This is a genomic window from Streptomyces palmae (assembly GCF_004684805.1).
Lineage (GTDB): Bacteria > Actinomycetota > Actinomycetes > Streptomycetales > Streptomycetaceae > Streptomyces > Streptomyces palmae.
The window spans coordinates 26,242-44,515 of record NZ_SRID01000012.1; the positions used below are offsets into that span (position 1 = coordinate 26,242).

The window sequence follows — 18,274 nt, forward strand, 5'->3', positions numbered from 1 at the left end:
GGATGCAGACGGCGACTCTGACGGCGATACCGCCGGATGTCGATGAGGCTCTGCAGGGCTGGCAGACCGACCGCAGCCGGGCGCCGATCGCCACCAAGATCGTGGTGGCCGGTGGCTTCGGGGTCGGCAAGACGACCTTCGTGGGTTCGGTCTCGGAGATCACTCCGCTGCAGACCGAGGCGTTGATGACGCAGGCCAGCGAGGAGATCGACGACACCGAGGCGACTCCGGACAAGACGACCACCACGGTCGCCATGGACTTCGGCCGGATCACCCTCGAATCCGACCTGGTGCTGTACCTGTTCGGCACGCCCGGACAGCAGCGCTTCTGGTTCATGTGGGACGACCTGGTACGCGGCGCCATCGGCGCGGTGGTGATGGCCGACACCCGCCGCCTGGAGGACTCCTTCCCGGCGCTCGACTACTTCGAGACCCGCGACCTGCCGTACGTGGTGGCGGTCAACCACTTCGAGGGGACGACGAGGTTCGAGGCCGAGGACGTGCGGGACGCGCTGTCCGTGCCCACCGACGTACCCGTGGTGATCATGGACGCCCGCAACCGGAGCACGGTTCTGGAGGCGCTGCTCGCCCTGGTGGGATACGCACTGGACGTCACCCCCGAGTGACGTAACGTTCCCTCAATCGAGGCCCCCGCCCTGGCTCTCCCTGAGCGGGGGCGGCGGTACGTACCCCTCCAGCGGCGGGCTGCCGGGGTCCGGGCGGACCGCGCCCAGCACGGGGTTGGCGGCCAGCGGGGACATCCGCACGGTGGTGCCCGGCCGGAGCGCCTCCACCACGGTGTCCTCGCCCGCGTACAGCGCCACATGCGAGGCATCGGCGTAGTAGACCACCAGGTCGCCCGGGCGCAGCTGGTCCAGCGGTACGTGCGGCAGGTCCCGCCACTGCTGCTGGCTGGTGCGCGGGATGGGGCGCCCGGCGTACGCCCAGGCGCCGGCGGTCAGCCCGGAGCAGTCGAAGGAATCGGGGCCTTCGGCGCCCCAGGCGTAGGGCTTGCCGATCTGCTGGAGCGCGAAACGCAGTGCCTTGTCACCCTCCGCCGACGGCGGGTGCTCGGTACGGGGCGCCCGGCGGGCCTGCTGCGCGTGCGGGGCGGTGTGCGCCCTGTCCCTCGGCTGACCGGCCCGCCGCTCGGCGTGGGGTGCCCCGGCGGGGCGAGTGGGCTGGGCGGCTGCCACCGCGATCTGGGGGATGCCCACCGCGGCGGCGGCCAGGGACGCCGCGCAGGCCATCCGGACCATCCGGCCTGTCATCTGCTCACCTCCGGGCTCCGCTGGTGGGCCCGATGCTGGCACGGTCGACCGATCGATCCCCAGATTTATGCGTTGATCAGATGAATGCCTGGGCCGTACGGGTGGTGGACTCCGGTTCCCACACCCTGTCGGCGCTTCCGGACAGCGGATCGCCCGACCCGTACCCACCGAGCCGTGCGGGGCGAATCGCTCCGCAGTGGCTCCTTCCTCCGCCTTGCATCCGCACGCGCCAGACCTCGCTCCCTGATCCAGCACGATCGACCGGACAGGACCTGGACCAGTGATGTCAATGGTCCGGGCCGGGCCGAGGCGGCGTATCCGGCTTCGACCAGGGCCACTTCAGCTTGGTGCGCGGTTTTCCCTCCGGCGCGTACTCGTACCGCCAGCCGCGCACCAGCCCCAGCCGGCCGCCCCCGCTCACCGGCGCCCGCAGATAGACGTGGACCACCGGGGGGCCGCCCGCCTCGTCCGGCACCGGTACCTCGTAGCTCTTCGGCGGCTGCCCGGTCGGCCCCACCAGCACCGGCAGTACCCGGCCGTCCAGTGGGCCGCCGACGAAGAGGGTGTTCTCGCTGCGCACGGGGTCGTCCTACTCGCTTTCCGGATCCAGGAGACGGGCGGCGTCGGCCAGCACCGGCATGACGCCCCGGGCCAGGGTGCCCACCGGGCCCCCCGGCTCCTCCAGCAGCAGCGCCGTCCTGGCCACCCGCGCGGTCTGCTCGTCACTCGCCGCGGTGGCCGTCAACATCGCCACCAGCTGGTCCAGCAGCCAGTCCCGCAGCTCCGCGGCGGGCAGCTGCTTCTGCTCGTCCAGCCAGATCAGCGAGGCCGCCTCCACCACCGAGATCCAGGTGCGCACCATCATCCGCAGCCGCGGCCCCGGCTCGGCCACCTGCATGTGCAGCAGGATCTGGTCGGCGGCGGCGCGCCGCACCTCGTCCACGATCGCGCCGGTCCGGGAGGTCTCGGCCACCGAGCCGCCCTGGAGCAGCGCGCTGAAGCCGGTGTCATGGCTGTCCACGAAGGCCAGATAGCGGTCCAGGGCATGGGACATCCGCTGGGTGAGCGGACCGGTCCGCTCCTCGACGAAGCACCGCTCCAGCTCGTGCGCCGCGCTGCGCAGCGCGGCCTCGTACAACTGCTGCTTGCCGCCCGGGAAGTACCGGTAGACGAGGGGGCGGGAGGCTCCCGCGGCGGCGGCCACATCGTCCAGCGAGACGTCCTCCGGGGCACGCCGGGCGAACAGCGCGAGGGCGGCGGAGATCAGCTGGGCGCGCCGCTCCTCGACGCTGAGCCTGCGATACGCGCCGCGGCGTGCGGCTGCCGGGGCGCTCCCTGTCGTCATGACAGGCAGCGTAACCGCACCGCCGGACGATCCTCAGGCCAGGCCGCGGGCCCGGCCGAACCTGTCGCGCGCCGCACACCGGGCGTGCGGCGCGCGGCGGACGCCACCGATACGCGCCCGCCGCACCTCCCGCTCCGGTGCGCCGGCGACCCACCCCGAGTGACCGGTCACCGGGTCCGGTCACTCGGGTCCCTCAGGCCCCGCCCCCTGCCGGCCGCTCAGGCGAGGAGGCCGGAGCTCTTCCACAGCCGGCGGCCGACGCCCCGCATCAGCCCGATGTCGTCCAGGAAGTCCGTGAGCCGCTTGGCGCCGGTCTGCATCACCTCGCGCCGGTGCCCGCTCGCCCTGACCTGGGCCACCGCCTCCCGCCGGTCCAGGCCGACGTCCGCGTACGCCTTCGGGTTGATGAAGGCCTCCGAGAAGACCCGGGCCGCCTGGCCCGAGCTGACGCGGGTCAGCTCCGCCTCCCAGCGCGGGCAGGTGGCCATCTGGCGGCGCAGCTCCTCCCGGGCGTACCGGACGTGGCGGGCCTCCTCCACCACGTGGATCCGGGTGACGCCGCGCACCAGCGGCTGGATCCGCTCGTCCGGGAAGGTCAGCCGCTGCATCCAGTCCAGGATCTCCTCGCCCAGCAGGGTCGCGGCGAAGGACCCGGGCGTGGTGGAGATGGTCTTCAGCAGCCGGGCCAGGTTGTGGTGGAGCGGGGAGACCGGGTAGCTGGGGGTCCCGGACTTCTGTATCAGGCGGGCGAACATCTTGGAGTGCCGGCACTCGTCCGCGATCTCGGTGAGCGCGTAGCGGACGTGCGCGCTGGTCACCGGGCGGTCGTAGATGTGCCGGACCAGCAGCTGCATCAGGATGATCTCGAACCAGATGCCGAGCGAGGCCAGCGCGGAGGCCTCGTGCCGGGCCAGGTCCATCCGCTGCTCCTCGGACATCCGCTTCCACAGCGGGGTGCCGTAGAGCGAGACCAGCTCCGGCGGCCAGAACCACTTGCCGTCCTCCAGCGGCGCGTCCCAGTCGAGTTCGGTATCCGGGTCGAAGGAGTGCTTCGCCGACGAGTCCAGCAGCCGCTCGGCGACCTGCTCGCGGTCCTTCAGGAGTCCGAGCGCGTCCCGGAGCAGGGGAGGTTCGATGGTGGAAGTCATGGTTGAGAACACCTCGTCGGTAGGCAACTCTGGGTCGCACTCTTATAAGACTGCGTGTCAGTAAGGGTCGTCAATCCCCTGCGTGGGACTTGTTGACGCTCCAGGCGGGCGCGCTGGCGTCTGCGGTGGAGAGGTGGAGGGGCAGGTGTGAGTGTCGGGTCCGGGCGAGTCGGTGAGGACGAGTCGCCAACCTCTCATGATGTCGAAAATTGACGTCAATCAGACGTCGATCGACCAGCCTTGATTGCTCATAGGCGTCAAGTGACTGCGAGCTGTTATCGTCGGGCCCCGGAAGGTCGCTGGCTCTGTCTGTCAACAGGCAAGGGGGACTGGGGAGATGTGGGACGAATGGGAACGGCTCAAGACGGAGGCGCGGGACCGCTACCGGGAAGGCACGCGACTGGATGGCACCTCGGGGCCGCGTGGTGGCGATGGCCCCGACCTGAGGACCAACCATGCGGGGAAGAAGGTTGCGGTCAGAGCCTTGCGGGAGCGGATACGGCCTGAGACGGCAACAGCCGGGAGCCGGGCGGATGGCAACAGTGCCGCAGCGGTAGCCGAGTTCTCCCAATGGGATACCGGTACCGGGCTCGAGGAGGCGCACCAGGAGTGGAAGGTGCAGGTGAAGAACTTGAAGGAGCGCCTCAAGAAGGACCAGGAAGCGCTGTCCCAGGCCAAGCAGGGCTTCCAATACGTCGACTACGACGTGAGCAGTCGAATATCCGGGATCGATCTGGACCCCGACCGGCGCGAGATCTAGATAAAGAGGCGCGATCATGCTCACGTATCACGAAGTGATGACTGTCAGGCTGGGCGCACTGACCACTGCGGCAACGGACTGGGACGCGATGGCCGGGGACCTTCAGGAGTTGGAGAGGCTGTATAAGTCCGCAGTGGAGTCGGTTGCGAATGATGGCCAATGGGTCGCGGTCAGCGCGGACGCCGCCGCCTCGCGATTCGCGGTGACCCGGAAGCAGTTCGCCGACGCGCAAGTCGAGGCTCGTGCCATCGCCTCACTTCTGAGGGACGCCCATGGACAGTTCACCACGCTGATCAGAGACTTGGAGGATATCGTCGAACAGGCCGCGAAGGCTGGGTTCTATGTCAACAGCCAGGGTAAGCCCGTCTATGACTACACCAAGATAGAGGGGCGCAACGACCCCGACTCCGATTATCAGGATCAAGTTGCCAAAGTCCAGAAGGCCGAAGCCGCGTGGACGAAGAAAATCAAGGGCGCTGTGCAGGCGGTCGATGATGCGGACCAGGGTGTCAAGCTTGTGCTCCGGAAGGCGGCAGGCGTCCGAAGCCTGGGCGATATTCTAATGGGGCACGAGGCCAGTTTTAATGGGTCGGCAGGTGGTGACATCCAGATGTATGAGGCACGCGAGGCCAAGAAATACGCGGATCGGCTGCTGGCCGGTGAAGAGTTGGACTCCGGCGAATTGGAGGAGTGGCGCCGTCTGCTACGAGTCAACTCCGATCACCTGATTTTCAGCCGGACACTGCTCGACTCACTGGGACCGGAGAAGGCACTTGAGCTCTCTGACAAGATCGATGAGCTTGCCTACTACGACGACACCAAGAACAAGAAGCTTTACCTGGGTGTCAATGGGGGGCTGTCCGATTCGCTGGCAACTGCCACGCGAGTCCCGGATTTCAAGGATGCGAAGGGAAATCATCTGCGCTTCGGGACCGAGGCGTACAACAAGGCGTTCGCCGGCTGGAAGAAGACCGACGATGCAGATTTCTATAACCGGTGGCGCGAGGCGTTCCGTGAGCAGAGTTCGAACGAGACCTCCAGGCGTAAGGTAACGGACAAACAGACAGTAAATGCATATCAGAGCCTGGCCACGCTGATGCTTCAAGGCCATGGCTACTCCCCGCAATTCGTGGCCGATGTCACCGATGACATGATCGCCGCCGAGAAGGGTAACTCCTACATCTTTCATCTCCGCGGTAAGTACAGTGACGAGAACGGCAAGGGATGGTTTGCAAATGACCCCATTGATGCCGCTCTGGAGGTCATGTCCCGCGACCCGGAAGGAGCTGCTGGATACCTCGACCCCGGCACGACTGCCGGCAAGGAGCGCTTCGACTATCTACTCGGTGACGGCGGTGACAGCCGTGACTGGAACGTCATCGACACGAAGCGATACGTAGGCGACGCCGAGCTGGATGCGGACGGTGCAGTGGACACCGACGATCGCAAGGGTCTCGGTGACGCCTTGACCGCGGCGGCCACCGGCGTCTCACCGTCAGGGACGGCACATGGGCCAACCGGCCACACGGACGTGAATAACCGCACCTTCAAGTACGCGCTGAAAGTCCTGTCCGGCCAGGGTGACGACATGCCGGCCTCGCTGCGGGACGACATGGCGAAGATCTTTACGAACCATGGCAGCGAGGTGCTCGTGGCGATGCGTGACTACACGGCAAGGCCAGGGACTCTGGACCAGGATCAGGTCATGGAGGTTACCAAGCAGATATCCCGAAGTCAGTACTCTTACGGGCTACTCCATGAGGGTATGAATTATGCCATTGTCAACAGTTTCTACGACAAGGGCCAGAATCCGGAGGACACTCTAAGCGGGGCTGGTATGGCCATCGGTTTTATGGAGCAGGCCCGTTACAGCGCGCTCAAGGGCGACCAGTACGACTATTCGTGGGACAAGATGGGGAGTTATCACATATCGGGAGCGATTCTCAACTTTATTCCCGGTTATGGGGACATTATCCAGCGTGGGGCAGATATCGCCACCTCGGCGTGGGTCATGGATGAGCAGGCGCAGCAGGCCGAAAAGTTGACAGGCGACTACAAGGAAACTTATGGACTTCGGCGGCAGCAGCTCAATGCACTCGCCGACCAGTGGTACGTCGTCAATCACGACTGGGCGAGGAATCATGCAGGCTACTCGGGCGATCAGGGGATATATAACTCGATTGCCGCGGCGGCGAATGATGGGAACAAAAAGGCGAATGGCCTTGGGGGGAATCAGTGACAAGGGTGACTGGTCGGTTGCTGCTGGCACTTGTCCCTTTGGCCCTTCTTGGGATTGCATGCAGTGAGAAGAGCTATGCTTTTCCGGGCAAATTCTGTGGCGTTCCCATGAGTAGGGAGAGTCTGCAACCACTGTTGCCAGAGGGAAATAGCGTCAGGCAGATGAATGAGGATTCGGAGACTTTGCCAGGGGCCTTCTGCAATATCGTAATTGACGGGAAGCGCATCCTCTTTGTGGAGATTCATTATGTGGAGAATCCCCGTGATTTGGATCTGAAGGATCTGAATAGGCCTCCTGAGGGATTTGAGAACGCTGCCATGAGGAAGCCTCCCCTTCCAGGGAAGGCCGCTGTCGGCAGCAACGGCGGCGTGGTGTGGGTGAAGTGCGATGAGCCGGGTGCGCTCTTTACTCTTAGCATGTATTTCGGTGGTGACGAGGTAGAGGATTCGCCCGAGGGGTACAAGAAACTTCAGCGGTTCCTTGACGAGTTCACGCCGAAGGTTGCGAAGAAGTATGGCTGCACCAAGTAGCGTGCCGATCGGGTTCGACGTGGGCCCGGTCCGGCTGTCCGCGAGGCGCGGGAGCAATGGTTGAGGGCATCCCCTCGGGCGGCAGCCTTGAGGGGATGCCCTTGAGTGACACTTGGGCGGCAGAGTGCCCATCCTGGCACGGGACTTGTTGACCGCTGTCTTCGGGCGTGTGAGCCTGCCCCTGAGACACATCCACCAGACGGGGGAGCCGCAGCAGTTGTCAGGAGGCGCCCGTGTCCACACAGGAGCTCTACGTACAGCAGCCCGAGGATCCGATCTGGCAGGTGCCCGCGAGGGGTGCCGCGCGCTTCAACTGGGAGTACGACGAGGGCCGCGAGCGGCTGCTGGCCCTCTACCAGAAGGGCAAGGACAAGCAGTGGGACGCGGTCACCCGGATCGACTGGGACCTGGAGGTCGACCCGCTGGACCCGCTGGGCGCTCCCGACGAGACGCTGATGGTGCACGGCACCCCGTACTGGGACCGCATGAGCGAGCGGAACCGGGCCGAGTTGCGGCAGCACTTCGCGGCCTGGCAGTTCAGCCAGTTCCTCCACGGCGAGCAGGGCGCGATGGTGTGTGCCGCCCGGATCGTGGAGTCGGTCCCCGACCTGGACGCGAAGTTCTACTCCGCCACCCAGACCATGGACGAGGCCCGGCACGCCGAGATCTACAGCCGCTTCCTGCGCGAGAAGCTCGGACTGCTCTACCCGATCAACCCCGATCTGGGCTCGCTGCTCGGTGACACCCTGCGGGACTCCCGCTGGGACATGCCCTACCTGGGCATGCAGGTGCTGATCGAGGGCCTGGCGCTGGCCGCCTTCGGCATGATCCGCGACACCACCGACAAGCCGCTGCCCCGGCAGATCCTCACCTACGTCATGCAGGACGAGGCCCGGCACGTGGCCTTCGGCCGGATGGCGCTGCGCGACTACTACCGCCAGCTCACCGACGCGGAACTCCGCGAACGCGAGGAGTTCGTGATCGAGGGCTGCCATCTGATGCGGGACCGGCTGCGCGGCGTCGAGGTGCTGGAGAACTTCGGCATCCCGCGCGCCGAGGCCGAGGAGTACGCCGAGCGCTCCGACTTCCTGGCGCTCTTCCGCAAGCTGCTGTTCAGCCGGATCGTGCCCTGCGTCAAGGACATCGGGCTGTGGGGGGAGCGGCTCCAGCGAGCCTATGTGGACATGGGCGTGCTGGAGCTGGGGGACAGCGACCTGGACCGGCTGATGGCCGAGGACGAGTCCCAGGCCGAGGAGTTGGACGCCGCCCGCGAGCGGCGTTTCGCGGCGGAGGAACGGGCCCGTACGGCGGAGGTCGCCCAGACCATCGCGTACGGGGCCGAGGGCGGCGAGCCCAACTGACGCGGTGCCGGCGGATCCCCGTGAGGCGTGGCCGCCGTACGGCCGACTACCAGCCGCCGGGGCTCCGCTGGCCGCCCAACTCGAACCAGGTGTCCTTGCCCGGCCCCGGACCGTGCTCGCACACGCCCCAGGCGTCGGCACCGGTGGCGATCAGCGCCATGCCGCGCCCCGACTCCTCCTGAGGGGACACGGTTGCCCGGCAGACGGGTCGGCCGGGCGCCTCGTCGTGCACCAGGACCCGCAGGCAGTACGGGGCGGGGTTCCCGGCCCACTCGGCGAACAAGGTCACCGGCGTGGAACACCCCTTGGCCAGGCAGGCGTTCACCGCGTTGGTGACCGCCTCGGAGGTGAGCAGCAGCGCCATGTCCGTGAGGTCGCCCCGCCGCACGGCCAGCAGTAAGGCCCGCACGGTCTCTCGGGCGGCGCGTACCCACACGGGCTCCGGCGGGAAGACGAGGGAGACGAGGCGGTTCGCGTCCGCGATCTCGAAGTCGGTGGAGGGGGTGGTGGGGAGCATGGCGACCTCCAACAGTGCATATCCCTGGCGGGAGTTGGATCGCCGACGCTAGGCGTACCGGTGTATTCGTTACAACTGTGTCCGGCGGAATTCCTTCGTGTGGGTGACCTGACGGCGATGGGGTGGTTCCTGCGGGGCCCGCGGGACACACTGCGAAGGTCGCAGGGAGGGACGCATGCCGCCGAGAAGTACTCCGAGTGAACGACAGCGTCGACTGGGCGCCGAGCTTCGCAAGCTACGGACAGGTGCGCGGATGTCCGGCGACGAAGCCGGTGCGCTGCTGGGGGTGGAACGCACCCGGATAAGCCATATCGAGGCCGGGCGCGTCGACGTGCCCCGCAACGGGCTGTACAAGTTGCTCCGTGCGTATGGCTGCCCGGAGGGCCCGCTGTTCGAGGGGCTGATGGAGATGGCCCACGACCGGGGCAAGGGCTGGTGGGACGAGTTCCGGGACGTGGTGCCTCGCAGGCACCTCGACCTGGCGGAGCTCGAATCCCGCGCCTCGGCCATTTGTATGCACGAGCCCATGTTCATCCCGGGCATGCTTCAGACGCCGGCCTACGCGCGTGCCGTCATCCAGGCGACAGGCAGAGATCCCGAACACATCGACAGGTATGTGGGGTTTCGTGTGGCGCGGCAGCGGATCCTTGAAGGCGATCGTCCGGCTGCGTACCACGCGGTGATCCATGAGGCGGCTCTGCGTGTGAGAGTCGGCGGCGTCGACGTCATGCGCAAGCAGCTGCTGCGGCTGATCGAGGTGTCCAGGCTGCCCAACGTGACCTTGCAGATCTTCCCGTTCGAGAGGGGTGCCTACGCGGCTTTCAGTCGCCCCTTCCTGATTTTCCACGGCTCGACTCCGGAACTGCGCACGGTCTACCTGGAGCGGCCGGACGATTCGGTGTTCCTGGGGGATGGAGAGCGCATCGAGGGCTACGCCAAGATGTTCGAGAAGCTGGCCGACTTGGCGCTTGCACCGGTCGATCCAGAGGCCGCACCGGAGTCCCATCTCTCCCGCGACTCGCTGGGGCTGATCCAGCACGCCATATACGAACTGTGAGAAGGAGACAGATGTCCCCCCTCGTGTGGCGCAAGTCCTCGTTCAGCACCGGCGACACCGGCGAATGCGTGGAGCTGGCCGCCGGCCCTTCCGGAACCGTCCGTATCCGGGAGAGCGACGCCCCGGACGCGGTCGCCCGCACCACCCCCGCCGCGCTGCGCGCCTTCGTGCGGGCCGTCAAGGCAGGCGCGTTCGACCGAATCATGTGACGAGATCAAGATCATCTTGTGACACTTCCCTTGGTACGTTCATGGGGCGCTGATCGCCACAAACGGCTTCCGTTGGGGAGGAAGGCGAGCGGCGTTGAGGTGCCCTCTACGGCGGTGGAGGGCACCTTGTGCATGTCCGCGAACGCGGCGGCTTGTCGTTCACCCCATGAGGCTCGCTCGGCAGTGGACGGGGAACGACGAGGCCAGCGCCGGTTTTCCGGGCCGAAAACGCCATGGCGGGCCTGAGCGTGCGCTTCCTAGCATGCCGTCATGCCCACGGGACCAGCCTCAGACCACGCCACGCGCGCATACCTCACCGCCCCCGATGGGCGACGCCTGTCCTACCTCGACCTCGGGCCGGCGGAGGGGCGGCCCTTGCTCGCTCTGCACGGACACCTCGGCGAAGGGGCTGACTTTGTGGAACTCGCCCGTGCCCTGGGCCCCGACGGGTGGCGGGTCATCGCGCTGGACCAGCGGGGGCACGGGGACTCCGACCGGGCGCAGCGGTACGACCGGGACGGATACCTCGCCGATCTCCTTCTCCTGCTCACCCACCTGGGCCTGGAACACCGGCCCTTGCCGATCCTCGGACACTCCCTCGGTGCCATCAACGGTTACCACCTGGCTGCGGCGAAGCCTGACGCCGTAAGTGCCCTGATCAACATCGACGGGCCCGCGTCCCTGCCCGTGGTGGACCCTGTCCCGCTGTCCTTCCTGCTCGACCTGCCGTACTCCGCTCCCACCCGCGAGGAACTCCGCGAGGAACTCCTCCTTGCCTGCGGCGCCCTGACGCCGCTGCTGGAAAGCGGATTGCGACCGCACCACGAGGGGTGGCGGCTCGGCTGCCACCCCGCGGACATGGTCGACTCCGACACCCGCGTGCTCGGCGACCACTGGCGCCAGTGGCTGGGCTCCCGCTGTCCCGCGCTGCTTCTGCACGGCACGGCCAGTACCGTTCTGCCGACCGCACAGGCTCGCGAGATGGCATCGCGGCGCCCCAGGACCGCCCTGGTCGAGTTGGACGCCGATCACTGGGTGCATCTGCGGAGGCCGAAGGAGTCGGCGGCCGCGATCCGCCGATTCCTGGGCGCCAGTTCTTGAACGGGGCAGCGGCGGACGAACCGGGAACGGACACTCAGCTCACCGCTGACCAGCGCCTCGTGACGCGTACCACATTGAAATCGGCCAACCGATCTGCTTAGTCCCGCCGTCATTGCAGGTGGAAACGCCCCCCGCGCGCGGGAACCGCCCCCCACTCGCGTGCCGAGCAGAAAGCCGTTCTCATGGCATCTCTGAAGGAACAACAGCGGCGTCTGGTCATGGCCATAGCCTCTGCGCTGACGCTGATAGGCGCGGTGGTGGGGACGGTCGCGTTCACCGAGGCGCCCGCTCAGGAGACGTCCAGCGCGCAGGGCGGCAAGGCGCGCGCGGAACGGCCGGGGCGGTCGGCGGCCAAGCCGGGGGGTGAGGTGCGGGCGGTGCCGGAGAGCATCGCGCACGCCACCGAGCGCGGGGGCAAGACGGTGAGCATCACCATCGACGACGGGCCGGACCCGAACTGGACGCCCCAGGTGCTGGACGTCCTGAAGGACAACGGGGTCAAGGCCACCTTCTGCATGGTGGGCCCGCAGGCCCAGGCCCACCCGGACATGGTCAAGCGGGTGGTGGCGGCCGGGCACCGGCTGTGCGACCACACCATCTCCCATGACACCGCCATGGACCGCAAGCCGGTGGCGTACCAGCAGCGCCAGATCCTGGACGCGCAGCGGATGATCGAGGCGGCCTCGGGCGGCGTCAAGGTGCGGTACTACCGGGCCCCGGGCGGCGCGTTCACCCCGGACAGCCGGCGGATCGCCGCCGCGCACGGGATGCGCCCGCTCGGCTGGAACGTGGACACCAAGGACTTCCAGCTCCCCGGCACCGCCGCGATCGTGCACACCGTGAAGAGCCAGCTGTCCAACGGGCCGACCATCCTCTTCCACGACGCCGGCGGCCCGCGCGCCCAGACCGTGGAGGCGCTGCGGCAGCTGCTGCCCTGGCTCAAGTCGCAGGGGTACGGCTTCAGCTTCCCCGAGATCGCCCCGGCCGGCCGCTGACCCGCACCGCACTCAGCGGCGCAGCGCCGCCCGCATCACCTCGCGGGCGATCGGCCCCCCGTCACCGCCGCCCGTGATGTCCTCGCGGCGGGACTTCGCCCCCTCCACCACCACCGCCACCGCGACGCGGGGCGCGTGCTCCTCGCGCTGCCGGGCCCAGCCGATGAACCAGGCGTAGGGCACGCCCGCGTTGCGCACCCCGTGCTGGGCGGTGCCGGTCTTGGCGCCCACCACGGCGCCGGGCAGGGCGGCCTGGCGGCCGGTGCCGTGGCTGACCACCCCCACCATCAACCGCTGGAGGATCTCCGCGGTGCGCGAGTGGATCGGGCGGCGCAGCACCACCGGCCGGGTGTGGTCGATGGTGGTCCCGTTGGCGTCGGTGAGCCGGTCCACCAGATAGGGCCGCATCAGCGTGCCGTGGTTGGCGACGGCGGCGGCGACCATCGCCATCTGGAGCGGGGTGGCGGCCGTGTTGAACTGGCCGATCGAGGAGAGCGCCAGCTGCGCCGGGTCCAGTCGGCGGCCGAAGGCGCTGGGGGCCACCGGGGCCGGGATGCGCAGGCCGCTGTCGTTGAAGCCGAAGCCCCGGGCGGTGGCGAGCATGCCGGGGAGCCCGACGCGTACGCCGAGCCGGGCGAAGACCGTGTTGCAGGAGAGGGCGAGCGCGCGCCGCAGGGAGGCGTGGGCGCAGTGGCGGGAGCCGTCGCGCAGCCGGGTGGTGGTGCCGGGCAGGGTGTACGGACTGCCGGTGTCGGTCCGGGCGTTCGGGTCGGTGACGATCCCGTGCTCCAGCGCCGCGGCGGCGGTGACCACCTTGAAGGTGGAGCCGGGTGGGTAGGTGCGGCTGAGCGCCCGGTTGAGCATCGGCTGCCGCGGGTCGGTGGTGAGCCGGGCCCAGTTCTGGGCCACCTTGCCGTCGTTGCCGGAGAGCCCGCCCGGGTCGTAGGAGGGCGTACTGACCAGGGCGAGGATCTCCCCGGTGGTCGGTTCGACGGCGGCGACCGCGCCCGTCCGGCCGTGCAGCGCGCGGTAGGCGGCGCGTTGCACGGCGGGGTCGATGGTGGTCTCCACCGCCCCGGCGGGCTGCGGGGTGCGGGTGAACCTGTGCCACAGCCGCATCAGGTCCAGCCGGGTGTCACTGCCGGAGAGGACGCCGTCCGCGGCGGACTCCAGCAGGGAGGTGCCGAAGGTCTGCGAGGCGTAGCCGGTGACCGGGGCGTACAGCGGCCCGTCCCGATAGGTGCGCTCGTAGCGCAGCCGCTGCCTGGTGTCCTTCGAGCCGGTCACCGGCACCCCGCCGACCAGGATGTCGCCGCGCGGATGGCCGTAGCGGGCGATCACCGGTCGGCGGTTGGCCGGATTGGTGTCGTAGGTCTTCGCCTCGAACACCTGGATGCGGACCGCGTTGGCCAGCAGCGCCGCCGACAGCAGCAGGCAGAAGGCGGAGAGCGCCTTGATGCTGCGGGTCATGTCCGCGGCACCGCGTCGGCGCGGGCCCGGTCGCTGAGCCGGACGAGCAGCGCGACGATGACCCAGTTGGTGACCACCGAGGAACCTCCCTTGGCCAGGAACGGCATGGCCATGCCGGTCAGCGGGATCAGCCCGGTCACCCCGCCCGCGATCACGAAGACCTGGAGGGCGAGGATCGAGGCCAGCCCGACCGCGAGCAGCCGCCCGAACTGGTCGCGCAGCGCGAGCGCGGCTCGGAAGCCGGCCGCCACCAGCAGGGCGTAGAGCACGAACAGCGCGGCCAGTCCGGCCAGTCCCAGCTCCTCGCCGGCGGTGGCCAGGATGTAGTCCGACTTCACCGCGAAGCCGATCAGCGCCGAGTGGCCCTCGCCCAGGCCGGTGCCCAGCTTCCCGCCCGCCGCGAAGGCGAACAGCGACTGCGCCAGCTGGCCCGGACCGGCACCGCCCGCCTCCGTCCCGGCCAGGGGATGCAGCCAGTCCTGCACCCGTCCGTTGACGCGCGGTTCCAGCCGGGCCACCGCCACCGCCCCGGCGGTGGCCAGCAGCGCGCCGAGGACGATCCAGCCGATCCGGCCGGTGGCCGCGTACAGCATGACCACGAACAGCCCGAAGAACAGGATCGAGGTGCCCAGGTCCTGCTCCAGCACCAGCACGCCCACGCTGACCAGCCAGATCGCCACCACGGGGGCCAGCACCCGGCCGGGCGGCAGCCGCAGGAACCACAACCGGCGCCCGGAGTGGGCCAGCGCGTGGCCGCCCGCCGCCAGATACGCGGCGAAGAACACCGCCAGCAGCAGCTTGGCGAACTCCCCGGGCTGGAAGGAGTACCCGGCGAACCGCACCCAGATCCGGGCGCCGTTCAGCGCCGGGAAGAAGATCGGCACGATCAGCAGGATCAGCGCCGCCAACCCGCACACATAGGCGTAGCGGGACAGCACCCGGTGGTCCCGCAGGCAGACCACCACCAGCAGGAACAGGGCCACCCCCAGGGTGGACCACACCAGCTGGGTAGGGGCGGCCCGCTCGCCCGGGGTGGCCTGGTCCAGCCGGTAGATCAGCACCAGCCCCAGGCCGTTGAGCAGCACCGCGATCGGGAGCAGCAGCGGATCCGCGTACGGGGCCCGTAACCGCACCGCCAGATGGGTCAGCAGCGCGATCCCGCCCAGCCCGGCCGCGTAGCTGCGCGCGTCCGGGGGTACGGCGCCGCCAGTGGCCAGGCCGACCGCGGTGTAGCCCAGCAGGCAGACCACCACCGCGCCGAAGAGCAGCGCCAGCTCCACACCACGGCGGCGGGGCACTCCCGCGGTGGTGTCCCGGCCGGCGGGAGGAGCCTGGGTGGTCGTCGCGCCGCGCATGACGGGAATCTAGCAAGCGTTGCGGCGTATGTCCCTTATGTTGATATTTATCGGGGAGGCGGTGGGCGGCGGGGATGACCGGGCGACGGGGTGACGGGAGCGTGTTGACGCCGCCCGTGCCGCGGGCCGGTCGACCATTCGTCGGCGAGCCGAGCCGCCGCCCGCACATGGACCGCCGGGCGCGGTGCGGTGGGGTTCCCTGTCGCGGTCCGTCACATCGGGGGTGCTGTCACCGGGGCCCGGCCCGCCAGAGGTGGCATGGCTCGGTCCGGTAGAGCTGCCGGCACTGGCACCGAGGCCCGGTCCGGCGGCGGAGCCGGTATCCGTGCCGCGGCCCGCTCGCTCCACGGATCCGTGGTCAGGTCCGCCATCGCTCGGCTGAGGGCGCGTATCCTCTCGGTCTCGTGTGCACGCCGCCACACCAGCCCGAGCACCGAATCGGGCAGGCCCGTCACCGGTACGAAGGCCACGTCCCGGCGCCGCTGGTACAGCGCGGTCGGCGCGCAGCAGAGCATCATGCCCCGGCCCGCCGCGACATAGGTCATCCCCTCCTGGAGGGTGGACACCTCCGGTCCGCGCGGTATGGCCCGGCCGGCCGGGGTGGTGGTCGGGGCCATGAACTCCTGCCAGTACCGCGGGGCCGGCCCCGCCGGGGCGATCAACCGGACCTCGGCCAGCTCCTCCACCGACACCGCGGCGCGGGTCGCGAACGGGTGCTCCGCCGGGGTGGCCAGGGTCTGCGGCTGCCGGGAGAACGTGGGCCCCAGCACCAGGTCCGGCTCGGCGACCGGCAGCAGCACGATGGCCGCGTCCACCGCCGCCGCGCGCAACGCGCCGAAGGGATCGCCCAGCGGTATCTCCACCGTCTCCACCTCGCAGCCGGGGCAGTGCGCGCGGAAGGCCGTGATGACGCTCATCACCCGCTCGTCCGCGGTGCCGGTGAAGCCCAGCCGCAGGGTGCCCTCCAGCCCGCGCGCCCGGGTGCGGGCAGCCTCCACCGCCCCGGACAGGGCGGCGTAGGCGGGCGCCAACTCGGCCAGGAACCGCTCGCCCAACGGGGTCAGCCGCACCCGCCGACTGGTGCGCTCCAGCAGCCGGGCGCCTATCCGGCGCTCCAGCGAGGCCAGCAGCTGACTCACCCTGCTCTGCGAGACGTACAGCCGCTCGGCCGCCCGACCGAAGTGCAGCTCCTCGCTGAGCGCCAGAAAGCACTCCAGCTCACGCAGCTCCAGCGCGCTCCCCGCCACCGCGATCTCCCCCTCCCTCCGGGCCTGCGATCGATGAGTCCCACTCATGGAAGGCTGAGAACTTCCGCGTTGTTCCCCAGGCGCGTACGGATGTTCGCTGGAGCCATGTCCAAAGCCACCGAACTCACCACTCCGGCACCCGCCGCCACCAGCGCCACCGGCACACCGCTCGCCGGCTGGCTCGCCGTCATCTCGGTCGCGGTCGGCATCTTCTCGGTCGTCACCAGCGAGATGCTGCCGGTCGGCCTGCTCACCTCGATCGGCACCGACCTCGATGTCTCCGACGGCACCGCCGGACTGGCCGTCACCGTGCCCGGTCTGGTCGCCGCGGTCAGCGCCCCCTTGGTGACCACCGCGGTCGGCCGGCTGGACCGGCGGCTGGTGCTCTGCGGGCTGATGGCGCTGCTGGCCACCGCCAATCTGCTGTCCGCCTTCGCCCCCGGCTTCGCCGTGCTGCTCACCGCCCGGGTCCTGGTCGGCGTCAGCATCGGCGGTGTCTGGTCGATCGCGGGCGGGCTGGCGGTACGGCTGGTGCCCGAGCGGTCGGTGGGAACCGCCACCGCGCTGATCTTCAGCGGGATCGCGGTCGCCTCGGTACTGGGCGTCCCGGCCGGCACCCTCATCGGCGACCTGGCCGACTGGCGCACCGCCTTCGCGGTGGTCGGGGTGCTCGCCCTGGCCGTGCTGATCGCCCTGGCCTGCCTGCTGCCCCCGCTGCCGGCCACCGGGACGGTGCGGCTGGGCGAGGTGCCGGGGCTCCTCCGCAACCCCCGGCTGCGGAGCGTACTGGCCGTCACCCTGCTCCTGGTCACCGGCCACTTCGGGGCGTACACCTACGTCCGCCCGGTGCTGGAGGACGTCTCCGGGGTCGGCACCGGGCTGATCAGCACCCTGCTGCTGGTGTACGGCCTGGCCGGCATCACCGGGAACTTCGTGGCCGGGGCGGCGGCCCAGCGCGATGCGCGCCGTACCGCGCTGGCCCTCAGCGCCCTGCTCGCCGCCGCCGAACTCGCCCTCCCGCTGCTGGGGCGGGGTCCCGTCGGGGCCACCGCGCTGCTGCTCCTGTGGGGGGTGGCCTACGGCGGGGTCTCGGTCACCACCCAGACCTGGGTGACGGATGCCGCCCCGCACACCCGAGAGGCCGCCTCGGCGCTGTTCGTCGGCGCGTTCAACGTCGCCATCGCGCTCGGTGCGCTGCTCGGCGGCCAGGTCGCGGACCGCACCACGCTCTCCGGCGTCCTGTGGTGCGGCGGCGCACTCGCCGTACTCGCCCTGCTCACGGCGGCCCTGTCGGGGCGCGGCGACCGGACGTCCAAGGACCCGGCGGCGGGGAGCGCGGCGGGGAGCGCGTGAGCGGGGCGACGCGGTGAGGGGTGGCACGGGCGCGGGGTCCACCCTTCCGGCGCGGCCCGCACGCCTGTGCCCGCACCTGCCCGCACGCTTCGCGCGCCCGCACGGGCCCGCACACTCACACGTCCGAGGGATGGGCCCCGCGCACTCGCCCGTGCCCGCACCGGCCCGCACACTTCGCGCGCCCGCACGGGCCGGCGTATTCGCACCCCGCCCGTGCGGGCTCACACACTCACACGCATGCCCAAGGGCCCGGCGCACTCGTCCTCGCACGCCCGCGCCCCGCGTACTCGCACCCGCACGGGCCCCGCGTGCACCC

At 69.5% G+C, this 18,274-nt stretch carries 17 protein-coding genes and 1 pseudogene; 10 read left to right on the forward strand and 8 right to left on the reverse strand.

Annotated elements, in window-relative coordinates; all coding sequences use genetic code 11:
• Positions 1-2: 2 nt before the first annotated feature.
• The gene (locus tag E4099_RS02750; RefSeq protein WP_135337275.1) at positions 3-626 is read left to right on the forward strand and encodes a GTP-binding protein; all 624 of its coding nucleotides are present in this window, start codon (positions 3-5) and stop codon (positions 624-626) included.
• Between the two features lie 12 nt (positions 627-638).
• Here E4099_RS02750 and E4099_RS02755 read toward each other — a convergent pair.
• From E4099_RS02755 to E4099_RS02770, 4 genes and pseudogenes are all read right to left on the reverse strand, one after another.
• Positions 639-1,064 (reverse strand): annotated as a pseudogene (locus tag E4099_RS02755) (C40 family peptidase); the annotation flags it as partial.
• A 493-nt stretch (positions 1,065-1,557) separates the two neighbouring features.
• A complete protein-coding gene (locus tag E4099_RS02760; RefSeq protein WP_135337277.1) occupies positions 1,558-1,851 on the reverse strand; it encodes a hypothetical protein in 294 nt (97 codons plus the stop codon).
• 9 nt (positions 1,852-1,860) lie between these two features.
• On the reverse strand, positions 1,861-2,616 hold the full coding sequence (locus E4099_RS02765; RefSeq protein WP_135337278.1) for a TetR/AcrR family transcriptional regulator: 756 nt from the start codon (positions 2,614-2,616) through the stop codon (positions 1,861-1,863).
• A 218-nt stretch (positions 2,617-2,834) separates the two neighbouring features.
• Entirely contained in the window at positions 2,835-3,764 is a 930-nt protein-coding gene (locus tag E4099_RS02770) for an AurF N-oxygenase family protein (protein ID WP_135337279.1), read from the reverse strand.
• 622 nt (positions 3,765-4,386) lie between these two features.
• On the opposite strand from E4099_RS02770, the gene E4099_RS33930 reads away from it, so the two are divergent.
• The 4 genes from E4099_RS33930 to E4099_RS02790 all read left to right on the forward strand — a co-directional run bounded on the left by E4099_RS33930 (position 4,387) and on the right by E4099_RS02790 (position 8,654).
• Complete coding sequence (locus tag E4099_RS33930) at positions 4,387-4,524, forward strand: hypothetical protein (RefSeq protein WP_245244535.1); 138 nt, start codon at positions 4,387-4,389, stop codon at positions 4,522-4,524.
• Positions 4,525-4,540: 16 nt separating this feature from the next.
• The gene (locus tag E4099_RS02780; RefSeq protein WP_135337281.1) at positions 4,541-6,763 is read left to right on the forward strand and encodes a hypothetical protein; all 2,223 of its coding nucleotides are present in this window, start codon (positions 4,541-4,543) and stop codon (positions 6,761-6,763) included.
• A 161-nt stretch (positions 6,764-6,924) separates the two neighbouring features.
• Complete coding sequence (locus E4099_RS02785; protein ID WP_135337282.1) at positions 6,925-7,293, forward strand: hypothetical protein; 369 nt, start codon at positions 6,925-6,927, stop codon at positions 7,291-7,293.
• A 233-nt stretch (positions 7,294-7,526) separates the two neighbouring features.
• On the forward strand, positions 7,527-8,654 hold the full coding sequence (locus tag E4099_RS02790) for a ferritin-like domain-containing protein (protein ID WP_135337283.1): 1,128 nt from the start codon (positions 7,527-7,529) through the stop codon (positions 8,652-8,654).
• A gap of 46 nt (positions 8,655-8,700) precedes the next feature.
• Here E4099_RS02790 and E4099_RS02795 read toward each other — a convergent pair whose 3' ends face one another.
• Positions 8,701-9,171: an ATP-binding protein gene (locus E4099_RS02795; protein WP_135337284.1), complete on the reverse strand. Its 471-nt coding sequence runs from the start codon at positions 9,169-9,171 to the stop codon at positions 8,701-8,703.
• A 175-nt stretch (positions 9,172-9,346) separates the two neighbouring features.
• Here E4099_RS02795 and E4099_RS02800 point away from each other — a divergent pair, with 175 nt between their 5' ends.
• From E4099_RS02800 to E4099_RS02815, 4 genes are all read left to right on the forward strand, one after another.
• Entirely contained in the window at positions 9,347-10,228 is an 882-nt protein-coding gene (locus tag E4099_RS02800) for a helix-turn-helix domain-containing protein (RefSeq protein ID WP_135337285.1), read from the forward strand.
• A gap of 11 nt (positions 10,229-10,239) precedes the next feature.
• Positions 10,240-10,437: a DUF397 domain-containing protein gene (locus E4099_RS02805; protein WP_135337286.1), complete on the forward strand. Its 198-nt coding sequence runs from the start codon at positions 10,240-10,242 to the stop codon at positions 10,435-10,437.
• A 270-nt stretch (positions 10,438-10,707) separates the two neighbouring features.
• Complete coding sequence (locus tag E4099_RS02810) at positions 10,708-11,538, forward strand: alpha/beta fold hydrolase (RefSeq protein WP_135337287.1); 831 nt, start codon at positions 10,708-10,710, stop codon at positions 11,536-11,538.
• A 182-nt stretch (positions 11,539-11,720) separates the two neighbouring features.
• The gene (locus E4099_RS02815; RefSeq protein ID WP_245244537.1) at positions 11,721-12,533 is read left to right on the forward strand and encodes a polysaccharide deacetylase family protein; all 813 of its coding nucleotides are present in this window, start codon (positions 11,721-11,723) and stop codon (positions 12,531-12,533) included.
• A gap of 12 nt (positions 12,534-12,545) precedes the next feature.
• Here the strand turns inward: E4099_RS02815 and E4099_RS02820 are convergent, their stop codons facing one another.
• The 3 genes from E4099_RS02820 to E4099_RS02830 form a co-directional block, all read right to left on the reverse strand.
• Entirely contained in the window at positions 12,546-14,003 is a 1,458-nt protein-coding gene (locus E4099_RS02820; RefSeq protein WP_135337288.1) for a penicillin-binding transpeptidase domain-containing protein, read from the reverse strand.
• Positions 14,000-15,358: an FtsW/RodA/SpoVE family cell cycle protein gene (locus E4099_RS02825; protein ID WP_135337289.1), complete on the reverse strand. Its 1,359-nt coding sequence runs from the start codon at positions 15,356-15,358 to the stop codon at positions 14,000-14,002. Before E4099_RS02825 ends, E4099_RS02820 begins: the two co-directional genes overlap by 4 nt.
• A 212-nt stretch (positions 15,359-15,570) precedes the next feature.
• Entirely contained in the window at positions 15,571-16,653 is a 1,083-nt protein-coding gene (locus E4099_RS02830) for a LysR family transcriptional regulator (RefSeq protein WP_135337290.1), read from the reverse strand.
• A gap of 57 nt (positions 16,654-16,710) precedes the next feature.
• On the opposite strand from E4099_RS02830, the gene E4099_RS02835 reads away from it, so the two are divergent.
• Positions 16,711-17,958, forward strand: a complete 1,248-nt coding sequence (locus tag E4099_RS02835; RefSeq protein ID WP_135337291.1) for an MFS transporter — start codon at positions 16,711-16,713, stop codon at positions 17,956-17,958.
• Positions 17,959-18,274 lie beyond the last annotated feature (316 nt).